Annotated in this window: 18 protein-coding genes and 1 pseudogene; 11 read left to right on the forward strand and 8 right to left on the reverse strand. The window is 42.8% G+C overall.

Annotation, left to right across the window (positions count from 1 at the left end; genetic code table 11):
- Window positions 1-4: 4 nt before the first annotated feature.
- The 3 genes from pbp2x to rsmH all read right to left on the reverse strand — a co-directional run bounded on the left by pbp2x (window position 5) and on the right by rsmH (window position 3,606).
- Window positions 5-2,245 carry a penicillin-binding protein PBP2X gene (gene pbp2x / locus NF418_RS01280; protein ID WP_256778089.1) on the reverse strand — a complete coding sequence of 747 codons (2,241 nt, stop codon included), beginning with the start codon at window positions 2,243-2,245 and terminating at the stop codon, window positions 5-7.
- 76 nt (window positions 2,246-2,321) lie between these two features.
- Entirely contained in the window at window positions 2,322-2,645 is a 324-nt protein-coding gene (gene ftsL, locus NF418_RS01285; protein ID WP_105109850.1) for a cell division protein FtsL, read from the reverse strand.
- Between the two features lie 10 nt (window positions 2,646-2,655).
- Window positions 2,656-3,606: a 16S rRNA (cytosine(1402)-N(4))-methyltransferase RsmH gene (gene rsmH / locus NF418_RS01290; protein ID WP_256778091.1), complete on the reverse strand. Its 951-nt coding sequence runs from the start codon at window positions 3,604-3,606 to the stop codon at window positions 2,656-2,658.
- A 205-nt stretch (window positions 3,607-3,811) separates the two neighbouring features.
- Between rsmH and NF418_RS01295 the strand changes: the two genes are divergently transcribed.
- The 7 genes from NF418_RS01295 to NF418_RS01325 are packed head-to-tail and all read left to right on the forward strand — an operon-like array spanning window position 3,812 to window position 7,029.
- Window positions 3,812-4,000 carry a helix-turn-helix transcriptional regulator gene (locus NF418_RS01295; protein WP_256778092.1) on the forward strand — a complete coding sequence of 63 codons (189 nt, stop codon included), beginning with the start codon at window positions 3,812-3,814 and terminating at the stop codon, window positions 3,998-4,000.
- A gap of 10 nt (window positions 4,001-4,010) precedes the next feature.
- Window positions 4,011-4,544, forward strand: coding sequence for a DUF3278 domain-containing protein (locus NF418_RS01300; protein ID WP_053864332.1), 534 nt, complete (start codon window positions 4,011-4,013; stop codon window positions 4,542-4,544).
- Window positions 4,545-4,558: 14 nt separating this feature from the next.
- Complete coding sequence (locus NF418_RS01305; protein WP_256778093.1) at window positions 4,559-4,759, forward strand: hypothetical protein; 201 nt, start codon at window positions 4,559-4,561, stop codon at window positions 4,757-4,759.
- A gap of 13 nt (window positions 4,760-4,772) precedes the next feature.
- Window positions 4,773-5,855: a DUF3278 domain-containing protein gene (locus tag NF418_RS01310; protein WP_256778094.1), complete on the forward strand. Its 1,083-nt coding sequence runs from the start codon at window positions 4,773-4,775 to the stop codon at window positions 5,853-5,855.
- Between the two features lie 10 nt (window positions 5,856-5,865).
- Window positions 5,866-6,204: an MFS transporter gene (locus NF418_RS01315; RefSeq protein ID WP_256778095.1), complete on the forward strand. Its 339-nt coding sequence runs from the start codon at window positions 5,866-5,868 to the stop codon at window positions 6,202-6,204.
- The gene (locus NF418_RS01320; RefSeq protein ID WP_105206884.1) at window positions 6,201-6,548 is read left to right on the forward strand and encodes a hypothetical protein; all 348 of its coding nucleotides are present in this window, start codon (window positions 6,201-6,203) and stop codon (window positions 6,546-6,548) included. The genes NF418_RS01315 and NF418_RS01320 overlap by 4 nt, the downstream gene beginning before the upstream one ends.
- A gap of 52 nt (window positions 6,549-6,600) precedes the next feature.
- Window positions 6,601-7,029 (forward strand): NusG domain II-containing protein, encoded by a 429-nt coding sequence (locus NF418_RS01325; RefSeq protein WP_256778096.1) that lies wholly within the window; start codon window positions 6,601-6,603, stop codon window positions 7,027-7,029.
- Window positions 7,030-7,132: 103 nt separating this feature from the next.
- Here the strand turns inward: NF418_RS01325 and NF418_RS01330 are convergent, their stop codons facing one another.
- A complete protein-coding gene (locus tag NF418_RS01330) occupies window positions 7,133-8,521 on the reverse strand; it encodes a polysaccharide deacetylase family protein (protein WP_256778097.1) in 1,389 nt (462 codons plus the stop codon).
- Window positions 8,522-8,873: 352 nt separating this feature from the next.
- Here NF418_RS01330 and NF418_RS01335 point away from each other — a divergent pair, with 352 nt between their 5' ends.
- Complete coding sequence (locus NF418_RS01335; protein ID WP_256778098.1) at window positions 8,874-9,551, forward strand: recombinase family protein; 678 nt, start codon at window positions 8,874-8,876, stop codon at window positions 9,549-9,551.
- 233 nt (window positions 9,552-9,784) lie between these two features.
- Window positions 9,785-11,083, forward strand: coding sequence for an LPXTG cell wall anchor domain-containing protein (locus NF418_RS01340; RefSeq protein WP_256778099.1), 1,299 nt, complete (start codon window positions 9,785-9,787; stop codon window positions 11,081-11,083).
- A 111-nt stretch (window positions 11,084-11,194) separates the two neighbouring features.
- Here NF418_RS01340 and gloA read toward each other — a convergent pair whose 3' ends face one another.
- The 4 genes and pseudogenes from gloA to NF418_RS01360 all read right to left on the reverse strand — a co-directional run bounded on the left by gloA (window position 11,195) and on the right by NF418_RS01360 (window position 19,945).
- Complete coding sequence (gloA, locus tag NF418_RS01345) at window positions 11,195-11,578, reverse strand: lactoylglutathione lyase (RefSeq protein ID WP_105109861.1); 384 nt, start codon at window positions 11,576-11,578, stop codon at window positions 11,195-11,197.
- 185 nt (window positions 11,579-11,763) lie between these two features.
- Window positions 11,764-18,201 (reverse strand): discoidin domain-containing protein, encoded by a 6,438-nt coding sequence (locus NF418_RS01350; RefSeq protein WP_256778102.1) that lies wholly within the window; start codon window positions 18,199-18,201, stop codon window positions 11,764-11,766.
- Between the two features lie 287 nt (window positions 18,202-18,488).
- Window positions 18,489-18,980, reverse strand: a pseudogene (gene tnpA / locus NF418_RS01355) (IS200/IS605 family transposase).
- Between the two features lie 272 nt (window positions 18,981-19,252).
- Window positions 19,253-19,945, reverse strand: a complete 693-nt coding sequence (locus NF418_RS01360; RefSeq protein WP_256778104.1) for a phosphoglycerate mutase — start codon at window positions 19,943-19,945, stop codon at window positions 19,253-19,255.
- 226 nt (window positions 19,946-20,171) lie between these two features.
- On the opposite strand from NF418_RS01360, the gene NF418_RS01365 reads away from it, so the two are divergent.
- Together NF418_RS01365 and NF418_RS01370 are read left to right on the forward strand one after the other, a co-directional pair.
- Window positions 20,172-21,362, forward strand: a complete 1,191-nt coding sequence (locus NF418_RS01365) for an acetyl-CoA C-acetyltransferase (RefSeq protein ID WP_256778106.1) — start codon at window positions 20,172-20,174, stop codon at window positions 21,360-21,362.
- Window positions 21,363-21,386: 24 nt separating this feature from the next.
- Entirely contained in the window at window positions 21,387-22,541 is a 1,155-nt protein-coding gene (locus NF418_RS01370) for a hydroxymethylglutaryl-CoA synthase (protein WP_256778108.1), read from the forward strand.
- Window positions 22,542-22,574 lie beyond the last annotated feature (33 nt).

Consider the following 22,574-nt stretch of genomic DNA (forward strand, 5'->3'; position numbering starts at 1 on the left):
AATTTTACTCTCCTAGTGTAATCGTTATTTTTTTGTGTTTACTGATCTTTGTACCAAACTCAATACTCTGTTCAACAACCATCGAACCTGCTCCTTCATAAGTGACTTCAAGACCTAGCCATTCTGCAAGAATATCCATATTTTCTTTTGTCAAACCATATAAATCAGGCATATCTTCTACTGAATCTGTCAGCAAGAGAATTTGCTGGTTTGAAGTAAGATTTGTTCCAACATCTACGGATACTTTCTTTATTTTGGAACCATTCCCTACAATAACTGGCTGAATTAAATAACGACGCAATTCCTCAGCAGTTGTGCCTGGGCCTTGACCAATAACATCTGGCAACTTATACTCAGTTTCATTTTCCACAAACTGCAATGAAGGAGCAACATTATCCAAGTTTAAATTATCTTTCAATAACATAGCTTCTTTCAGTATTGGATTAAATATATCCTCCCACTCCATTCCAGTAAAGGATTCTGGCTCTCTCAAGGTTACATACATGATAAATTCTGGATCTTCAGCGGGTATCATTGCAACAACTGAATTGAGGTATTTCCCTTGAATATATCCTCCGCCATCCTCATTTGCAATCTCAGCAGTACCTGATTTTACAGCAATATCATATCCATCGACATGAAGGATTGGCCGTTCTGCTCCTTTTGCATATAAGGTTCCAAAAATTGGGTCAGTACCTACCGAAATCATGTAGGACAGGGTATCATTAGCAGCTTCTTTTGAAATAGGATTACCCATGACTTCCTTTGAAGAGAATCGAACAGAATTTGCATCAGGATTATATAGAGCTGAGATAAATTTCGGCTCTAGCATGACACCATTATTTGCCACTGATGAGAAGGCCCTCAACATCTGAACCTGACTAGCTGAAATCCCTTGTCCAAATGAGGACATGGCAATCGTAACAATATTGTCGCTATTGACCAATCCAGAAACTTCTCCACCTAGTCCAAAACGAGTCGGGTAGCCAAAGCGAAACTTAGCCAAGTAATCTAACCAGGCTTCATCACCCATTTTTTGTTGTAACATGGTCATACCAACGTTACTAGACAGGGCAAAAGCTTGGGCGAAGTTCAAGGTAACCGCTTCTTCACCAGCATTCAAGGTCCAGTCATTAATTCTAGCATCCGCTATCGTGTACTCACTATTTGTGTAATATTCATTTGGATTAAAGGTTCCATTATCAATAGCTGCAGCCAAAGTCAACACTTTTATAGTCGAACCAGGCTCATAGGCTTCTTGATAAAGTAGGGAACGTTCAATCATTCCTTCTGCTCCAAGCCCTTCCTTTGTATCAGCATCATAACTTGGTCGTTGCGTGGTCGCTAAAATCTCACCAGTTTTGGCTGATACCAAGGTCGCATTGGCGTATTTCCCCTTTGTCTTATCAAAGAAAATATCCATGTTGGTTTCTAGCGAACGTTGCAAATCAGCAGATAGGGTCGTATAAACATCTTGACCATTAACCACTTGTGCCTGAACTTTTTCCGTCCCTGGTAAAAGACGACCTAAATTATCTTTCTCATAAATAATTTTTCCATCCTGACCGGCCAATATATCATTGAGATAATATTCTAGTCCACTCATTCCCTGTAAACTATGGCTGCCGTCCGAATTTTCAATCAAATTAGCAAGTCCAACGAAGATTGAGGCAAAATTCCCATTCGGGTACATCCTACCAGGGCTAGCATTAAATGAAATCCCTTTAATACCTGCCGTCTCCATCTCCGCCTGAATAGTAGACATAGTGCTATATGAAATATTTTTTCCAAGCGTTCCAAAATAGACCTGTTTCAATTTAGGTTGATTCAGCTGTTGAAGGACATAGTCTTTTTCCATCCCCAAATGTGTTGCAAAAATTTCACTAACTTTTGAAAATTGAGACGACTCAACATATAGAATTTCCTGAAATTCTGTAACGTATTCAGTATCAATGATAGCGTATACAGTATAGGTTGTCGAATCTTCTGCAATTGGAACTCCCGTCCTATCGTATATAGTTCCTCTTCGAGCTTGAACAGTTACTTCTTGCTGATGAACAGCCGCTGCGCGTTCAGATAAATCAACACCAAATCGGCTATCCGTACCAATGATATAAGCAAAATTTATCAAGAAGATAAAAAATACGAAAACCGTCAAGCATAGAAGACCTTGCCCCACTCTTCGACGATTTTTGGATGGAATGTAACGTTTTTTTAGGACGTACTCTAGGGTTAATGTGTACATGATATTCTCCTTTCTTATTATGGAATGTAACGTTTTTTTAGGACGTACTCTAGGAGCTTATTTTTCTTAATCGGCATTATTCTACCACTCCAATATTATCATTATTAAATGTCAAGCCATATTTTTCTGCAATTTCCATCAAGCGTGCAGAGCGGGTCAATTCATTGGCAGCCTGTTTGGCATCATTCAATTCAATCTGTTTCTGATTAATTTCTTGATTGACTCTAGCCATTTCAGACTGCACCTGCAATTGCCTAGCCTGAATGAATACTGTTGAGATAGCAATTAGCAACCCTGACAATACAATACTCGAATAGAAGGCTTTCTCAATACGAGAAAAAGTCTTAAATCTTTCACCAATCACTCGCATTGCTGCTTCTCTACTTTTTTCTTGTACCATAGAAATTCTCCTACTTATGTACTCTCTTAGCTACACGCAATTTAGCCGAATGCGCTCGGTTGTTGGCTTCCAACTCCTCTTGACTCGGCAAAATCGGCTTGCGATTGACCAGTTCAAGCGGCGCTTTCAAATCATCTGGGATAAACGGCAAGCCTTTTGGAACATCAATCGTACTCGCTTCTTTGAAGAGTTGTTTGGTCAAACGATCTTCCAAGGAATGGAAGGTAATGACGGAAATGCGTCCATCCAAAGCTAATAAATCAATGGCCTGCTGGATAGACTCGTCTGCCGCTCCCAATTCATCGTTGACTTCAATCCGAATGGCTTGGAAAATCTGCTTGGCAGGGTGACCCTTCTTCTTGAGTTCCTTGGCTGGCTTGGCAGATTTGATTAGCTCTGCCAACTCAGTCGTTGTTTCAATCGGCTTGACCGCACGCGCTTGTTCAATCTTACGAGCAATCTGCTTGGAAAATTTATCCTCACCGTATTTAAAGAAAATCCGTACCAAGTCGTGATAGTCATAGGAATTGACTACATCATAGGCCGTCAACTGACCATCACGGTTCATCCGCATATCAAGCGGTGCATCCTGTTTATAGGAAAAACCGCGCTCTCGCTCATCCAGCTGAGGACTGGACACACCTAGATCGTAACAAATCCCATCAATTTCTGTCACACCAAGTTCTGCCAAGCGAACCTTGAGGTTGCGAAAATTGTCCTTGATAAAGGTGACTTGTCCTTTTTCAATGTAGGCTGCCAAGCGGATTTGGGCATGGTCAATGGCCGTCTGATCCTGGTCAAAGGCATAGAGGTGCCCACCATCTGTCAACTGACTGAGCAGGTACTCGCTATGACCCGCCCCACCCAAGGTGGCATCTACATAAATTCCGTTTGGTTTGATGTCTAACATATCGACTGTTTCATACAAGAGAACAGTTGTGTGATTAAATTCCTTGCTCATATCTTTTCTATTGTACCACAAAACAATACAAAAAGTTGTTGCAAACTTTTTACAAAAAATATGTCAAATATAGTTGACAACATCTTTGGATAAGTCTATAATAACATTATAGATAAGTGTCAAGTATAGTTGACATCAACAGGGAGGTCTCCCACATTTTTTTACAGTTATGTGTCAGATATAATTGACACAGAAAGGAGGGCACATGAACCGTGTCAAAGATTATCGCCTACTGCTAGGTATTTCCCAGTTGGATCTAGCCAAGGCCATCGGCGTATCCAGGCAGACCATCAATATGATTGAAAACAACAAGTACAACCCCTCGCTAGATCTCTGTATCAACCTAGCCAAGGCTTTACAGACCGATCTCAACAGCCTCTTTTGGATTCAATAAGGAGTTTATCATGAAAGATATATTTACAAAAATTCTCAATCAAGCAACCAAGGATTTTTATTCCATTAGTGGTCCCATGGATGAAATGCGGCAGCAAGAAAGCTATCGTTTCAGTAACACTATTGTCATGATTGTATTTCCTATCCTGGTAATAGGAAATACAATTGCACTTCTTATCGCCTTACGACAACCTGAAAAAGTTGGCTTTCTGCTCCCCCTAACCAATATACTGATCATCGGTTTCACGCAAGCCTTAGCTTCCCACCTTGCCTTGAAAAATGGCATTAGTCAAAGCTATGAGGATGAAATTGATGTGACCAAGCTCAATAAATCTCTTGTAAAAAGTAGTCGTAGCACATTTTTCGGGGCCTTCCTGGCTTCCACGACTGCCCCTGCTTTCTATAAAGAATGGTCTGTATTTCTTGAAGAACTAACAGACCCGACCCTCCTACTAGGTCGGTTAATTGTTGCAGGAGCTATCACCTTCATCCATTACTACTATTGTAAGAAGCAGTTACAAAAGAAAATACTCGCAAACAAATAACAGGGAGAAACACCATGAAAAAGAATACACACAAAAACCTTATCTCTACTCTTATTTTTATCCTATTCTTTGTCCTCATTCAGCTTTGGGGCAATAGCAGAGCTGACATCTTGCATATCATCAGCCAAGCCAAATTCTGGATACAATTGCTGATTACTGGGGCAATCTACTTCTTAGGACTAGCCTACCTACCTCTCATTTTTCGTCGTAAGTAAATAGGAGTATCGTATGAAAAAGGAAACCTTTCAAGATAAATTGATCAAACGATTTTACGGTATCGTAGGTCCCTTGGATGAATTTCGCCAAAAAGAAGCCTTCCGACTAGGCAATACCTGCTTTATCCTGCTCTTTTGGGGCACCATGGTTCTTACCCTGCTGGCACTTGCCCTATCCAAACGCTACCCAGAAGTCGTTGCCTATGGCTACCCAACTGCTCTACTCCTATCCACTCTTTCCGCCAGTATGTATATGGCATCCAAGATGCGCCACAGCCAAGTGGACAGTTTAGATGTAGAAGAACTGACTAGTAAGGAACAAAAACAACTCAAGGGAGCAAGTATCAAATTCGAGCTCTATTTCACTACCGTTATGTACATCTGGGTGGTTGTTTTCGGTGCCTGGATGGAGGGCCTCAACCCTCTCGACCACCTATTTGACCTCCGAAAAGTCCTGGCTGCCTGTCTAGGTGGTGTTTTCACGGGCATTGCTCTTGAAATCATGCTTCGCAAACGCATGAAAAAGGCAGAAAAACTACCTGTCAGCTCTGCTATTTCCAAAGAAGAACCCAAGTGGATCCAAAATATGATACGGCACTTCTATGGTATCCGTGGTCCTTTAGACGAGTACCGACGGACCAGGGCAGACGCTATTGGTGGTCATGCTTTCATCTATCACTTCTACTTCCTTGCTCTTGGAAATGCTGTCGCCTACTTCCTAGCTATCCGCTATCCTGTGGAGGTTGCCAACTATTATCCAATGATCATTGCCTTCTTCAGTATTATCCTCATTGGTATCGTTAATATGCGCACCCTCCATGCTGACCTGCCTCAATATGACGTGGACGAACTAAGCCCTGAGGAAAGACAAGGACAGCCCCTCAATCCACTGGTTTGGGGACTGGGAGTTGCCCTGCTATCTAGCCTCTTTGCTGGGCTGGCAGACCTCTTTAGCCTCCAGCTTCCCCTAATGGCCTCAATCTTGCATACAAAATCCCTCCTATTCGGTGGTCTGATGGGCCTCTTTGCTAGCATTGCCCTGTCTGCCATTGCCTATCTGCAAAAACTGGACGCAGAACCCACCAAGAAAAAATAAGGAGCTGCCCATGAATAAACCTTTCACTCCCAAACAAACCTGTAAATTTTTTGTTCTATTTTATGGTTTATTTTCTGCCCTCTTCATCTACTCTTACATGGTCAATGAGCCGATTAGCGGTTCATTCTTGCTCATGCTACCGACCATTCAAATCATCAAATCCTATAAAACAGCCGAAGAAAAACACTACTTTATCATCCAAGCCGTCTTTGCCCTGTTTGCCATGACCTTGACCTATTCCGTAGGCATTTGGTTAGGGCATGTCAAACCACTTATCCTCATCCTTCCTGCTGGATTTGCTGTCGCTATTCTTTTTCGGATTTATTTCAAAAAGGAGGAATATAGATGAACAACTTCAACACAAAATTAGTCCTTTCCTTGTTTGTTCTCGCCTATGCGACCATTTGTGGCTTGTTTATCCACAGTTTTCTGACTGGGGACGCCCCACCAATCCTTATCTTACTGTTCACTATACTTCCAATTTTGAATAGTGATCGGAAAACTACCAGTCCAGAAGCAAATGCTGTCCAAAAAGCTATCTATCTTTATCGTAAACCATTGCTCTGGTTTCTCTTTGCAGGCTTTGCCCTAACTTTCTCCATTGGATTTTTCACTGGACAAATCAAACCGCTCCTAGCTGGATTTTGGGGAATCCTTGCTATCCTGCTCTTTATTGGACAATTGAAAAAGTAATCTACATTCAAGATTTTACAAAGCAAATTTTTTTCTATACAATAGACTGTATATGACAATCAAATCTATTCTCAAACAACTCAAATTATTTGATTATATCTTAATCGGATTCACCCTAGTTTTATCCTTTCTTCCAGCAATTTTTACCTACACACATCTGACAACAGATACAAATGAGGCAAAAACAATTGCCTATGTCCGCATCAATGGTGAGGTGGTCGACCAATTTGAATTATCAAAGGACACACCCCATCAAGAAAAAACCTACTACCCCAATGATGGGCAATACAACATCATTGAAGTTGATGGCGAACGCATTCGAGTCAAGGAAGACAATAGCCCTGACCAAATTGCCGTTATGACCAGCTGGATTAGCCAGCCGGGTCAACTCTCCGTCTGTCTGCCCCATAATCTCTTGATTGAAATCAAATCCGTCGGGGGAGAGGATACTGACGAAGAAGAACTTATTTTGCCACTATAAAAAGGTTCGAAACCAATTTAATGATTTCAAACCTTTTTTGTATATATTTTTACAGGAAACCTAACAGCATGGAAACAAGACTGATGAACAACAGCCTCTTCACTTATTGGGCCGGTCCACTGTACACCTGGTCATAGTATATAAAGCCTGGATTTAAATTTTCTCCCAGTAATTCTGTCGTTGTTACCAATGAGTATTGTTGCTCAGTCAAGTAATGCAATACTGGTTCCAAACCATCCACTGTTGTCTGATGAATATCGTGCATTAAAATGATTGCTCCAGGATTTGTATAGGCTTTTACCTGTGAGAGAATGAGGTGCGGATCACGATTTGACCAATCCTGCGTATCTACATTCCAATAAATAGAAGCCAAGCCCGCAGCTGCAGCAACAGAACCATTTACAGCCCCATAGGGAGGACGCATAAAGGTTGGTTTGTAGCCAATCACCTCTTCAATCGCTGACTGGGTTAGTTCGATTTCCTGCTTCACCTGATCGGCAGAAATCGTTGTCAAATTTGGATGACTCCAAGTATGATTGGCAATCTCATGCCCTTCGTCTTTCATACGTTTCAGAATATCCTCATTACCAGCTATATTTTGCCCAAGTAAAAAGAAGGTTGCTTTCGCATTGTACTTCTTCAATAAATCCAAAACAACTGGAGTCGTAGCTCGACTAGGACCGTCATCAAATGTCAAAGCAACCTGTCGCAAGGCTGTCTTGTCAACAGTTTGTTGAGCATAATACTGGTCATAAGAAGCCTTGTCAAGATCGGATAGGTAGTCACCATTGACAACAGAAAACAGTTCATCTATAGGAAATTGAACCTGCGAACTTGCAAATTCACCTTCTGGTAAATGAAGGGTCAGTTGACTGTCTATATAGTCAAATCGTAAGGAATTCACATCAAGTGTTGCTACCTTTTCAGCAACAGATGCCGATTCTTCTTCCGATAAGGAGTTGGTCGAAACAATCTTTTGGATTAGAAGTTCTTTGAAAGCCTCCAAATCGGTAACCATTGTCCCAAGTGTAAAGACTTGATAGTCTTCCGTCAACAAAACAGGCTCTGCTACATCCTGTTCTTTTTTCTTCAATGACAAATAAGATAGTTTGTAATGTTCACTGCTAATCTCATGAGCCGTTATGTTCTTAAAATTAGTCTTCTTTTCCTTGCTGCTAACAAGGTATACTCCTTTAATGGTACCAGAAGGCTTCTTTTTCCCCAGCTTTTTATGAACAAAGTCAACCATCTTTTGTTCTAGCTCAACAATTCTTTGACCTGTTTGATCTGTCGGAATAGCCGCTACAACATGCGTAGAACCGATATTTCCCGCCTCAATACTTGCCTTGTTTAAATTTTCTAAGGCGGCTGATTTTTGAGTGACAAATTCCGTTATCTCACGTTCCTGCAACTCTTGATAAATATAAAAACTGCTGATCGCTAATAAACCTACTGCCAGTAAGCTGGATAAAAATAGTAAAAACTTTTTCATATAGATTCTCCTAGATTGTGTCTATCAGAAAATCCATAATGGGCATCGCACCGATAACATCAAATGCTATAACCATACCGGTGAAACCCATCATCTGAAAGACACTCATTTCCTTAAATACTTTTCTCTTTATTAAAAACTGTACATAGGGTTATGTTCTCCCTTTTTATACTATACCATCTACTAGTTGATGTCAAGGATTTTTGAGTAAAATCTAAGCAAAGATTAGACCTATATCATTTCATCTCTACAAGAATTCCCCATCTTTTTATATTGCTTCACGAGAGAGGTTTCTTGCTAAAATATATTTAGGAACCCTCCCCTGCTACCAGGTTACAAAAAGGAGAAAAATGTGAAGAAAATCATCAAGCAATACCAAGAAAAAGGTGCTGTCGTCATTGGCTACGCTCGTGTGAGTTCGAGGGACAATCGGCAAGAACTGGGGCTAGAAGTTCAAAAAGAAGCCCTACACTTCTGTGACAGACTCTACATGGAAAAGGAATCGGGAGGTCATCAAGACCGCCCACAACTTCAAAAAGCTATCAGGCTAGCCAAAGCCTGTGCTGAAAGCGGGATAGAGACCAGTTTTGTAGTCTATAAGCTAGACCGCCTAACCAGAAAGATGCTTCATCTGTCCGCTATCATCTCAGACTTGACCAGCCATCAGGTCCGCCTGCAATCCATCCACGAACAAATCGAAACAGACTCGCTGACAGGTCGATTCTTCTGCCTCATGCTGGGCTATGTGGCAGAATGGGAACTCCAAGCCATTTCTGACCGCACCAAAGATGGTCTGCGTAAGGCCAGAGAACGTGGTGTAAAATTGGGCAATAAAGGTATATCAAAATCAAAAGAAAAACAAGTGATTCAGAGCTATGTGGCAGAAGAAACAACCGTTCGAGACATGGTCAAGCAGCTCAATATCTCAACAGCGACCATCTATCAGGTCTTAAAACGAAATAATATCCCATTTCGGCGTCAAAAAGCACATAATACTTTGACAGAAAAAGAACATAATGATATACTGTAAGCAAATTCATGTGTTTTAGTAGACGGTCGTCTATTAAAACAATCAAAGTTATCAATAGGAAACATTCAAAATGCTGATTTGACGGGCTTTTCAAGCTTTTCCAAGTCGGCATTTTTTGATTTTTCCTTGTTTTAGTTAACGACCCTTAACTAAAACACATACAAACCCTATTGTAGCAGGGGATTATAAGGTGAAAAAGAAAGGAAAGGTCGATAAGACCTTGGGAAAATAGAATGCAGGTAAAAAAATTTGCTAAATGGGGCCTTGCCCTTACTTCTACCCTTGTTTTGGGTGGTGTGGTTGGTCCTGTGGGTGGGCAGCTGCTGAATACTACTGATGTTGTTTATGCTCAGGAAGCTCAGGCTAAATGGGATGTAATGGAAATCTCGCACCGAGATGAAGATGGCAATGAACTGAGTCCGACCGAATTCGTGAAGATATATGAAGGTGGCAGCATAACAATTGACAGGGTTGACATGGGTGGATATGTACCTATTTACGCAGAATTAGGGGATGATATCAAATTAACAACTACAGTAGTATCACTTCCATACATTCATAAGTATGTTGGTACGGAGAATGGGTATGGTGTATTTGGCTTGACCGTTGTTTATAAACCAGTGGAACAGCCAGTCGAGACTCCAGTTGAAAAACCAACTGAAACTCCAGCCGAACAGCCTGTTGAGAAACCAGTTGAAAAACCAACTGAAACTCCAGCCGAACAGCCTGTTGAGAAACCAGCTGAAACTCCAACAGAACAACCAGTGTTTCATCCGTATGTGGTCGAATTCTACATTGATGGGGAATACTGGGGTGCTGCAAATCGGGGATATAACTCAGGTTGGCCATATGTTAGGTTGGCACCATATAGTGAGGAATTTCCCGGTAAAGAGTGGCCAAAGGAAGAGTTAGATGGACACACATCAAATCTGCCTAATGTCTCCATGGTGACAAAAGAAGACTTGGATAGTATTGGTGGTGTGGTAAAGGCATACTGGACTAGAAAACCAGTTGAACAACCAGCTGAGAAGCCAGTCGACCAGCCAGCCGAAACTTCGACAGCCCAGCCTGTTGAAACTCCGACAGAACAGCCAACTGAAACCCCAGCTACAACTCCAATCGAGCAACCAGTAGAGCAGCCAGCCGAAACACCAACAGAAAAACCCGTTGAGCAACCAGTTGAAAAACCAGTTGAACAACCAGTTGAAACTCCAACCAAACAACCAGCTGAAAAGCCAGCCGAACAGCCAGTTGAAACTCCGACAGACAAACCAGTTGAACAGCCAAAAGAAGCCTCGTCCTTAACTGACCTGACAACTGGCAAGGCTCAACCAGTCGCAACAACCGACAAGAAAAAGGTGGACACTTCTACTCCAACAACTAGTCCTGTCGCATCACAAGACAGTGCAAAACCTACTGCCAAATCCCTGCCAAAAACAGGCGATAGTGGCTCCATTCTCCTAGGTTTAGGAGGCTTCTTGTCCGGTCTTTCAGGTCTGGGATTAGCTGCTAGATCACGCAAAAAAGACTAAACTTCTAAAGGGATAGGAGAAACTCGAAAACATCAATCAGGATTTCTACCTCTCTATCCTTATCGAAAAGACTATAAAAAGGTTGCAACTACGCAACCTTTTTTCATTTACTTAATTCGCACGAATGACTTCGACACGGTAACCATCTGGATCTGTCACGAAATAGTAGCGACCTGGACTACCTGGCAATCCCTTGATATCTGTCGTTGGATAGCCCAATTCCTTGTGCTTGGCATTATCTCCTTCTAAATCATCTGAAGAAAGAGCAAGGTGTGAAAAGCCATCTCCTACGATATAAGGACCGTGATCATAGTTATAGGTCAACTCGATTTCAAACTCATCACCCTCAAGTGCCAAGTATACAAGTGTGAACTTGTGTTCTGGATAATCCTTACGACGCGTTTCCTTGAAACCAAATGCTTCCTCATAAAACTTTTGAGATGCTTCTAAATTCTCCACACGCAAGCAGGCGTGTAACATTTTCTTACTTGCCATCCAATCTGACTCCTTTAATCATAATGCTATCAAAAACCCAGAAGGTAGGACGGAACCACCACCATTCTAGATAGGATTGATAAGAAGATTGTACCATAAACCTCACAATTATACAGACTGAAAGTCCGAAACATTTGAGAGGCGGTACCTGCCCCACCTCCCAAAGTCGACTAAATGAATTTGTTTTAGCTTCTCAATTGTCGTTTACGAACCGCAAAGCCAAGTAAGCCTAGCACTGTCAAGCCAACAATCGCTAATTCTGAAGAAGTGTCACCTGTTTCCGGTAGTTTTTTCTCTACTGTTATAGCTTTTACCGGCTCGACAACTGGTTTCTTCTCAACCTCTTGTTTGCTTAGCCAAGCATCAATGTCCAATGTTGGTAGTTGGTAACTTACTGATTCACCTTTGGCAGTAATCACTTCAACTTCTGGAGTAGGCAAGTCTGCCTTTGGCAACTCCTCAGCCTGTACGCCACCACCGTTAGCTCTCACTTCTTTGTAGATTAGGCCGTAGTAACTAAAGTGTTTCGCAATAAAGGCAACTGCCGGCTGTTCACTGCCGTCATCATTCTTGATAACAGTTTCAACAAAGTCAAGCTCTTCTGCCTGATATGGCTGTGGCAGATACACCACTTTTTCCACTTGTTTGCCACTATCAATTGGAAGAATCACCAAAGTATCTTTAGTTGGTTGCACAACCTGATCTTCCCCATTGACTAATTCAATAGAATATAAGTCGAAGTCCTGACCAAGTAAAACTTCTGGAGTTTGAACCCCGCCAGCCTCAAGCAACTCAACTTTGAGGCCTGTAATAGACTTGCTTTCACCACTTTCAAGTTCAACTCGTAGACCTGTCTGACTATCGATTAAAGTATGAACCTCTTCGTAGACAGGTTTTGTTTCAGATGAACTGTCTGGCTTTTCTTCTGGTTCAGAAACTGAACTTTCACCACTGGTGTTCTGGTCAGCAGAAGTCTCCGGCTTATCTGACTTGATATCTTCAACTTGATCACTTGAACTATCTTTGACTCGATTTGCAAGCCAGTCAGTGATGATCAAACGAATCTCATCAATAGCTTCCTGACTCTTGGTTTCAAGTGCTAAGTCTGCACCAGCCAGCAATTCATCAATCTCTGAGAGTTCTTTTTCTGTCAAGTCAGTTTGTTTGAGTGCTTGAAGAGTTTGAGTAGCAATCGTTAAATCTGCTGTATTCAAGGTATCCTCAACAGGTTGATCTGGTTGGACTGGACTCGTTGGCTCGGTTGGTTGTTCCGGTTGAACCGGGGATTCTGGCTCAGTTGGTTGTTCTGGCTGAACAGGGGATTCTGGCTCAGTTGGTTGTTCTGGCTGAACAGGGACTTCTGGGTCAGTTGGTTGCTCTGGCTGAACAGGGGATTCTGGCTCAGTTGGTTGTTCTGGCTGAACAGGGACTTCTGGGTCAGTTGGTTGCTCTGGTTGAACAGGGGATTCTGGCTCAGTTGGTTGCTCTGGTTGAACAGGGGATTCTGGCTCAGTTGGTTGCTCTGGCTGAACAGGGACTTCTGGGTCAGTTGGTTGCTCTGGCTGAACAGGTACTTCTGGTTGAATTGGAGAAGCAGCTGGTCCATAGACCGCAATCTCTTTTCCAGATACAAATCCACCAACACTTGCTAACAAATCAACCTTGATATATCGAGCCTTACTTCCTTCTGGCAGAAGAGCCACTTTTTCCGTATTATTAATTGCCCAAGCTATCGGTGCCGTTACTTCTGTCCACTCTTCTCCGTCAATACTAAGGGACAGTTTCACACTCGTAATCGTACCATTTCCAGCATTGTTTCTAGGACGATAAAGAATGTGATCAACATCTTTTTCTTGACCTAAATCAAGAACAAGGTGACTAGGAACAGCTTGACGATTTGCCCAAGAACTATGGTAAAGCGTTGTATCGTTTCCATCGATGAAGTTTGTCAGTCCAGTTCCTTCCTGATCGGCAATCGGAGTAGTCGCAAGGATTATCGGAATTTTTCTTGCAGAATCCTTAACAAGAGTTGTAAGAGTAACTACTTGAGACGCCTCAGAGGTACCAAGGGTATTTTTAGCCTTCACTCGGAAACGGTAGTTGCTTTCCGGCGCCAAATTGTAGACAGTAAAGCTAGTCTGATCAGTCTGACCAACTGAGACAAAACCATCTGCCGTCTCCTGCTCAATCAGGTATTCAAAGGCCTGCTTGTCCCCAGTCCAAGTCAGGGTCGCACTACCACTTGTTATGCGGTTGGCTTGAACCGAACCCGGTACTGTTGGAACAGCTGTGAAATTCACCGCCTGACGAATTGCTGAATCTGAAATTTCCTTGGTTCGAAGACCATTGCTGACTAAAATACCATCTTGCATGGTCAAATTAAGTGGACCAGCTACCAAGGATTTGAGGGTAATGCGGCCAATTTCTCCACTTCCTGTCAATTGTGGCTTGTCACCAAAGTTAACAAAGCTAAAGACTATGTTAGACTGGTTACCACGAGTACGGACATAGGAGAAGTTTTCAGCTTCTTTAGTAAAGGTTTGGTTGGCTGTTACTTGACCGACCACTTCAAACTGACTACCATCGATCATCACAGTGCTCGTCAAGGCGTTGACAGCTTCCAAATCTGCCGCCATCAAACGGATGGTAGTGGTTTGACCAGCTGTCAAGTCTAACTTATCAGCCGTCAGGTAGGTCCGACCAGCAGGATTACTTTGAGAAGGTGTGGCAATGCCCCCCTCTAACTGAACTGCGGCCACACTAATATCGTAAGCATCGATCAGACCATTTTTATTTGAATCAGCATGACTGATATAGCCAAAGTCATTGTCTTCCGTCCGCAAGCCAGTATAGTTCAAGAAAGAGGTCTTATCATCGTCTGAAATTCGTCCGTCATTACTAATATCACCTGGAATCAACATACGACTACCTGGTTTTTTGAAGACCAGTAATTCTTCACCAGATACAAAGTTATTTACCCCTTCTGCAATATGCATCCGAATATAGCGCACGCGCGGAACTGCAAATTTATAGGTCTTGGTCTTATTGTCATTTGCCCAAACAGAGTAATATTCATCTGTAGTCCAGTTTACACCATCTTCGCTGACTTCAAAATAGGCCTTGGTGATTCGACCATTTGCACCATTATCATTGCGTGGGTAGTATTCAATACGGTCCACTTCATAGGTCCCACCAAGGTCCATGTTAATGGTCGCTGGGAAGGATACTGCTTCACCCCATTGGCTGTGGAATTGGTGACCGACTTGCTTATCAAACAATTTATCTAAGCCCTGACCACTCTGAGGCGTGATATTTGTCGTCGCCTGAATGCCTTCAATAGCATCGCTCCACGGATCTTCATTGGTTGCTACTCGTAATTCTTGTGACCAAGCTGATGCTCCTTTGGCATTAACGGCACGGATTTTGAAACCATGTTCACTGCCATAGGCAAAATCATCAAAGGTGTAGTTAGTGCCAGTAATCCCTGTAAAGAGAGTTCCATCTCGTAATATATCGTATGAACTTGCCCCTTCTACCCCTGTCCATTGGAGGCGGATCGAGCTTGCCGAAATTCCTTCTTCTGGTGCAGCAAGTCCTGTTGGAATTGTTGGAACTTGTAAGTCTGCCGGCGCTTCAGCAGCTGGATTTTGATGAACAAAACCGTCAATCGTAACAACAACTGCTGCCTGAGTGACATCTCGAGCTGCCAACTTAATTTTCAGGAGGTCATTCATTTCCACCCGAAGATTTTGAATGTCTGCGCTCTTTGGATTGTAAGTTGCCATCAATGGGTTAGCATGATAGTAGAAAACATCACTTCCTGCTTCATACTCTGCCAGGCTATTTACACGTCTAAGGGTCACATCTTGATTGCCCACGCGAACAGTCACAGCATCTACATCTTCTGAAACATTGACATGAAGCTCAGTTGTTTTTTCCTTGATAAATCCTGGGAAGCTACCTTCTGTTGCCCCAATCGTCAAGACTGCTCTGCCTTTTTCATTGGAATCACCAGCCTGACTACTTATCTCAGTTTTAGCCAATTGACCCGCCTGGTAACCAACGCTCTTACCATCATCTTCATAGAGGGTGAAGCTGGAATCCCCATGCGGATAGAATTGAATCACACGTTTGGTCCGGTCAATTTCTCCTGGATGATTGTTGGCATCAGTCATTGGAATGATGGCACCATTTCGGACGAATACGGGAGCTTTCCAAAGCGGAGCAGCAAAGCCATTTAAGACCTGACCTCCCTTGTATTTTTGACCTGAATACCAGTCAATCCACTCCTGATCCTCTCCACCTGGCAGATAGATGTTATTGCGGATATCATCGCCATTTGCCTGCATGGCTGTATTCTTATAAACAGGTGCTACTAACAAGTTTGACCCGTACATATACTGATACTGAACATCCTTGCCATAGTTGATGACCTCGTCAGGGAATTCAATAAACATGGCACGTACGATTGGCTTACCTGTTTCCCTCGCCTCATGACCCAAGGAATAAGCATAAGGCATGAGGGTTGATTTTTGTTTGAGAGAAATACGGTTAATATCGGTTGTCCGATCGTCAAAGGAGAATGGTGTTTTTGGTTTCGCACCCCAGCCATCCATGTTCATCAAGATGGAGGTGAAAATTTTCCATTGGTAATCACGGGCGTTGATAATCGGATCGGCACCACCAAAGATTCCGTCCATATCTGAACCCATGTTTGGATTTCCAGACAAACCTAAACCAATATAGGTCGGAATGTGGAAACGAATGTACTCCCATTCCCCACCAGACTGGTCTCCACTCCAAATGGCTGCACTTCGCTGGGTGCCACCCCAACCATCCAAGGAAACGATAAATGGTCGAGCCTGCTCAGCACCGCTTCCACTAGTGATCCGCTTAGCTCCCGCGTCAACCCCATTCAAGCCAAAGGAATAGCCAGGTCCAACCCAGGCAACGTCTGTCTTGATTGCCCGAATCCCTGCATCCGTCACTTCCTTATCGATATCACGATGAAGAACAACTTCCTTACTTGGATTGGTATCAACAAGGTCTGACTGAGTCCAAAGACCAACTTGAATGCCTTTTGATTTGGCATAGTCCACAAATTTTTTCAAATTGGCAATATTGCCATCCAAACTATCCGTCTGGCCATAGCCTGCACCATAGCCATCGTTTGGCAAGAACCAGGCAAGCGGCATATTCTGCGCTTCATAGCGATCAATAACGGCTTTTGCTGAGAATAGGTAACTGTCCCCTTCACCATTTAAGGTTTCCTTGACTGCATTTGCCCGATCGGCTTCTGGCAAATGTTGTGGCTGGTACTCACGATACCACTTATCCCCCAGCTTAATGGCACCACGTGTTCCCTCATCAACTTCCACCCAGTAATCCCGGTTATAGGCATTTAAGTGTCCCAGGTAAAGAGCATATTCAGGCAAAACAACTGGTGCTCCTGTCAATTCCTGGTAGTCTTTGATAATGGCAGTTGGACTGCTATTGATGAAGAAATAGGCATCAAAGCGCCCTTCAAGGTGCTTGGTCTCAACCTGGTCTGTCTGTTCCGTTCCAAAATCATAGAAACCACGTTGGAAGGTGTTACGTAAAACACCGTAGCCATTTGTGGACCAGTAGAATGGACTTGGAGAAGTCACCCCACCGTCAACCCAGTTGTTTTCGTTGACAATGTTAATCTTTTGACCTTTGTGACTGAAGCGACCATTTTGCATACCTCCACCAAAGAAGAACTCATTTTCATCCTGGCTCAGCACTTGACTGGTCTGAGTCGGAGTGATTTGAACAGGCAAAACTTCCTTAGTAACATATTTGTTGGCAAGTCGGTCAAAAACAGACATACGGGCAGTCGCCTTGTCAAAGAAAATCCAGATTTTCTCTGTTTCAAGAATATAGCGATGCTCCTCCTCCAACATCCGACCAACCTGTTGATAGTCTTGACGATAGGCTTCCAAAGATTTCACCGTAATAGTCGCAGGTCGGTCCTCCCGACTTGGTGCTGGATGCTCTAGGAAATCACCAGTTTTATCAATATAATAACGGAAAACATGGTCATTAAAGAGGCTTACCTGAGCTTGTTCACCCGTTTGATAGCGAATGGTCGCGACACCATTATCAAATGTCAATCCTGTGATGGCACCAACTGCAGTAGCTGGTTTTGAAAAACTAGCGTCCGCTTGATGACTAGGCAGTTCTGTAGTCGGAGAAGGACTAACCGCATCAGGCTGAGTTGCAGGAGCAAACTCCATACGTTCAACTACAGAATCACTTTCAAAATTGTCTGAACCAACTATAGAGTTCTCTGACAAAACAGGTGCATCTGTTTCTATGGATTCAGTTCCTTCAGCAACTTCTCCAGTTTCTCCTTCTAGGTTTGCTACTGGTAAATTGCCCTTGCCTTCCTCAACTGTTTCCCTTTCAATTGATCCTCCTACTGGATCTCCGGGTGTTGCAAGATTGCTGACTGTATCATCTACTTCAGCACCTGTTTCTGCCAAAACAGACTGACCGCCGAAAAGACTACAACCAATTGCGACAGAAGCCACACCTACTGCTAGCCGCCGAATCGAAAATCGATAGCGTTTATCAAAAAGATATTTGGAATGCTTCTTCATTTGTTCCTCCTCTATTTATCAAAAAAGTATATTATTTCCTCAAGTCTACTATACTAAAAGTTAAAGCAAAAATCAATATATGTATATAGTTTAATTAAGCGTTTTCATGGTTCTTAAGAGTTTTTTGAATAAGCATTCTACATAAATCATGACCACCCGTCAAACGGGTGGTTTGAACAAGGGCTATAAGCCAACATCACCAGCCATCGCCTAAAGACGCTGGCTTTCACTTTGTTCAAGCCTCACTGCTTTTGACTCATCACTAGCCTCTTAAAGAGGCATTCGTACTACTTGCCATTATCCCTAAAGGGATCTTCATACTCTTTTACACTCAAGAATCAAGTGCTATATCATGTTTAGCTCGCTTTCTAGATTTTAAGCTCGTGAAGAAATCATCCACTGGATAATTTCGTTATTCTTGTATATATTTCTTAATTGTGGCTTCATTAAGTCCAACTTACACTCTTCAACAATTCCCAAAATTGTTGAAGCTCTCTACCCAGAAATGACTATTGCCAAATTTATAGAGAGATTGGCGTGTTTATCAAACATCATAAGAGCACTCTTGCCTTTTAAATAGCCCATAAAACTTGATACACTTAACCTTGGAGGAATACTGACTAACATGTGAACATGGTCTGGCATCAGATGACCTTCGATAATTTCAACACCTTTATAACTACACAATCGTCGAAATATCTCTCCAAGACTACTTCGATATTGATTATAGATAATTTTTCGTCTATACTTAGGGGTGAAGACAATGTGGTAGAACACAGCCACTTTGTATGTGATAAACTATGTGCCTTTTGCGCCCCTCAACTCTTAAATTTTTAGGTTTCGGCAAAAATCATCCACTGGATAATTTTTCTCCTCCTTTCGCTTTACAATAGGCTTGAACACCTTTATTGTATCGCGTTTGGAGTTTTTTTGGTATAACCTTCGTCGCGCACCCGCATAGCGGGTGGTTTATTTGTCACGCACCTTACGGAGCGTGACGGACTAAAAGTCACATAACAAAAACACCTGAGCAAGCTCAGGTGTTAGTAAATTATGCTTCCAAGTAGTACTCTTTCACAATGTTCAAGTTTTCATCCAATTCGAAAACAAGTGGTGGGAAGTTTGGAATTTCCACATCCATGATTTCGTCATCAGACAAGCCTTTGATGTGTTTTACAAGGGCACGGATTGAGTTACCATGTGCACCTACGAATACGTTTTTGCCGTCTTTCAAAGCTGGAGCAATTTTATCTTCCCAGAACGGAAGGGCACGCTCAAGCGTTACTTTCAAGTTTTCAGCATCTGGAATTACAGAGCTGTCAAGGTGTGCGTAACGACGGTCAGTATGTGCTGAATGCTCATCGTCTTTTGCCATTTCTGGTGGCAATACATCGTATGAACGACGCCAGATGTGAACTTGCTCATCACCGAATTGTGCAGCAGCTTCAGCCTTATCTTTACCTGTCAAACCACCATAGTGACGCTCGTTCAAACGCCATGATTTTTCAACTGGTACCCACAATTGATCTGCAGCTTCAAGAGCCAAGTTTGTTGTCTTGATTGCACGTTTCAATACTGAAGTGAAAGCAAGGTCAAATTCGATACCAGCTTCTTTGATTAATTTACCAGCATCAATCGCTTGTTGTGTACCTTTTTCAGACAAATCAACGTCAGCCCAACCAGTGAAAAGGTTAGCTTTGTTCCATTCAGACTCACCGTGGCGAGCAAAAACCAATTTTACCATTATTTGGATTCTCCTTTTCTTTTGAGGTTTCCCTCATATACTTCTCTATTTTACACGAAAAGGTAAAAAAATGCTAGCATTTCCATAATTTGTTTTCGCTTTCATTTTCCTTTCATGTAAATTCGGTCCCAAGACCTATCTTTCTTCTTATGAAAAAATACAAATTAATGGTATAATGGTAAAGCTGAACACGACAGTTCAATACGATACCACTATAGGAGTTATCATGAAAAAAGTAGCTATCGTGTCTGCCTATCGTTCTGCCATTGGCAGTTTCGGAGGTAGCCTAAAAGATATACATATTGCTGATTTAGGGGCTCAGGTCCTTGAAGCAGCCCTACAAAAAAATCACATACCAGCTAACCTTATCGACGAAGTTATTTTTGGCAATGTCCTTTCAGCTGGTCACGGACAAAATATTGCTCGCCAGATTGCTCTCAAGGCTGGACTTCCAGAAACAACCTCAGCCTACTGTGTCAATAAGGTTTGTGGCTCTGGACTAAAATCAGTCCTCCTGGCTGCCCAGTCCATCATGCTAGGCGACAATGATGTAGTTGTTGCTGGAGGCATTGAAATCATGAGCCAAGCTGCCTACCTCTCTAAATCCAGCCGATTTGGAAGTAGGTTTGGCCATATTACTTTAGAAGATTCCATGTTAACTGATGGTTTGACAGATGCTTTCAACGACTATCACATGGGCATTACAGCAGAAAATGTGGCTGAACGCTATCAAATCAGCCGTGAAGCTCAGGATGCCTTTGCATACGCTAGTCAAGAAAAAGCTGCCAAGGCCATTGCGGAAGCTCGCTTCGCAGATGAGATTGTTCCTATTAAGCTAAAAAATCGGAAGGGTGAAATCATCTTTGCCCAAGATGAATATCCTCGTTTGACCCCACTTGAAAAATTAGCGACCTTACGGCCTTCTTTCAAAAAAGATGGAACAGTTACAGCTGCCAATGCTTCTGGTATCAATGATGGCTGTGCAGTCCTCGTTCTCATGTCTGATGAAAAGGCTAAAGAGCTAAACCTCACACCACTGGCCTATATCGAAAGTTATGCTACAAGCGGTCTAGATCCTGCCCTCATGGGAATGGGACCAGTTACTGCAAGTAAAAAGGCGCTTCAAAAGATTGGTAAAACTGTAGAAGATATTGATTTATTTGAACTAAACGAGGCATTCGCAGCCCAGTCTATACCAGTTGTCGAACAATTAGGAGCCGACCCTGCCAAGGTCAATGTCAACGGCGGCGCTATCGCTCTCGGTCACCCAATCGGAGCCAGTGGCAGTCGAATCTTGGTTAGCCTCATCCATGAACTCAACAAACAAAACAAAGAGCTGGGCCTCTGTGCCCTCTGTATCGGAGGCGGTCAGGGTATCTCCCTTGTCGTTTCCAATGCACAAAAAAATAGCAACTAATCATTTGTAAACAAAGGATAAAGTATGAACATCGGTATTGATAAAATCGGTTTTGCGGCACCCGATTATGTTTTAGATTTGGCTGATTTAGCCCTAGCCCGCAACATTGACCCCAATAAATACAAAATCGGACTTCTCCAGTCAGAGATGGCTGTTGCACCCGTCACACAAGACATTGTCTCACTCGGCGCTCAAGCTGCTGCAGCTATCTTGACAGAAGAAGACAAACAGACCATTGACATGGTCATCGTCGGAACTGAGTCAAGCGTAGACCAGAGTAAGGCCGCTGCTGTATCTATTCATGGTTTATTAGGCATCCAGCCCTTTGCTCGCTCCATCGAGATGAAGGAAGCCTGCTACGGAGCTACAGCTGGACTCAGTTTAGCCAAGAGCCACATCGCTCAATTTCCTGATTCAAAAGTCCTGGTCATCGCAAGTGATATCGCCAAGTATGGATTAGAGTCAGGTGGTGAGCCAACTCAAGGTGCTGGCGCAGTTGCCATGTTGGTCACTGCTAACCCACGCATCATGGTCCTCAATAATGACAATGTTTGCCAGACTCGCGACATTTATGACTTCTGGCGACCAAACTATGACAAGTACCCTCGCGTTGATGGTCGCTTCTCTACAATCCAATACACCGACTGCTTGACCACAACCTTTGATTATTACCAGAAAAAAACAGGTCAGTCGCTTGAAGATTTTGCAGCCATGTGCTTGCACATCCCCTTCTCCAAGCAAGGTCTCAAAGGTTTGCAAGCCATCGCTAAAAATGAAGAAACCCTCAACCGCTTTACAGAGCGCTTCCAAGAAGCCATCGTCTATAACAAGGTTGTCGGCAACATCTACACAGGCTCCATCTTCCTCTCACTCCTTTCCCTTTTGGAAAATAGCAGAGCGCTTGAGGCAGGGGATCAAATCCTCTTTTATAGCTATGGTAGCGGTGCTGTCTGTGAAATTTTCAGCGGTTCCCTTGTTGAAGGATACCAGAAACAATTAGACCAAAATCGCTTAGAAAGCCTCAACCAACGGACTAAACTCAGCATGGAAGAATATGAACAAATCTTCTTCCAAGAAATCAACCTAGACGAAATGGGTACGTCCATTGATCTCCCAGAAGATCCAACACCATTCGCCCTCATCCAAGTTGATAAACACAAACGGATTTATCGTAAATAAAAGCCAAAACGGCGCCCTTTGGCTCTCATCCAA

This window comes from Streptococcus suis (genome assembly GCF_024509555.1).
GTDB classification, from domain to species: domain Bacteria; phylum Bacillota; class Bacilli; order Lactobacillales; family Streptococcaceae; genus Streptococcus; species Streptococcus suis_AD.

Coding starts and splice junctions, on each gene's coding strand:
- NF418_RS01325 (WP_256778096.1), top strand. CDS start 6,601: ATGACAATCAAATCTATTCTCAAACAACTCAAATTATTTGATTATATC.
- NF418_RS01305 (WP_256778093.1), top strand. CDS start 4,559: ATGAAAAAGAATACACACAAAAACCTTATCTCTACTCTTATTTTTATC.
- rsmH (WP_256778091.1), bottom strand. CDS start 3,606: ATGAGCAAGGAATTTAATCACACAACTGTTCTCTTGTATGAAACAGTC.
- NF418_RS01350 (WP_256778102.1), bottom strand. CDS start 18,201: ATGAAGAAGCATTCCAAATATCTTTTTGATAAACGCTATCGATTTTCG.
- NF418_RS01315 (WP_256778095.1), top strand. CDS start 5,866: ATGAATAAACCTTTCACTCCCAAACAAACCTGTAAATTTTTTGTTCTA.
- NF418_RS01320 (WP_105206884.1), top strand. CDS start 6,201: ATGAACAACTTCAACACAAAATTAGTCCTTTCCTTGTTTGTTCTCGCC.
- NF418_RS01330 (WP_256778097.1), bottom strand. CDS start 8,521: ATGAAAAAGTTTTTACTATTTTTATCCAGCTTACTGGCAGTAGGTTTA.
- NF418_RS01365 (WP_256778106.1), top strand. CDS start 20,172: ATGAAAAAAGTAGCTATCGTGTCTGCCTATCGTTCTGCCATTGGCAGT.
- gloA (WP_105109861.1), bottom strand. CDS start 11,578: ATGGCAAGTAAGAAAATGTTACACGCCTGCTTGCGTGTGGAGAATTTA.
- NF418_RS01300 (WP_053864332.1), top strand. CDS start 4,011: ATGAAAGATATATTTACAAAAATTCTCAATCAAGCAACCAAGGATTTT.
- NF418_RS01360 (WP_256778104.1), bottom strand. CDS start 19,945: ATGGTAAAATTGGTTTTTGCTCGCCACGGTGAGTCTGAATGGAACAAA.
- NF418_RS01370 (WP_256778108.1), top strand. CDS start 21,387: ATGAACATCGGTATTGATAAAATCGGTTTTGCGGCACCCGATTATGTT.
- NF418_RS01340 (WP_256778099.1), top strand. CDS start 9,785: ATGCAGGTAAAAAAATTTGCTAAATGGGGCCTTGCCCTTACTTCTACC.
- NF418_RS01295 (WP_256778092.1), top strand. CDS start 3,812: ATGAACCGTGTCAAAGATTATCGCCTACTGCTAGGTATTTCCCAGTTG.
- NF418_RS01310 (WP_256778094.1), top strand. CDS start 4,773: ATGAAAAAGGAAACCTTTCAAGATAAATTGATCAAACGATTTTACGGT.
- pbp2x (WP_256778089.1), bottom strand. CDS start 2,245: ATGTACACATTAACCCTAGAGTACGTCCTAAAAAAACGTTACATTCCA.
- ftsL (WP_105109850.1), bottom strand. CDS start 2,645: ATGGTACAAGAAAAAAGTAGAGAAGCAGCAATGCGAGTGATTGGTGAA.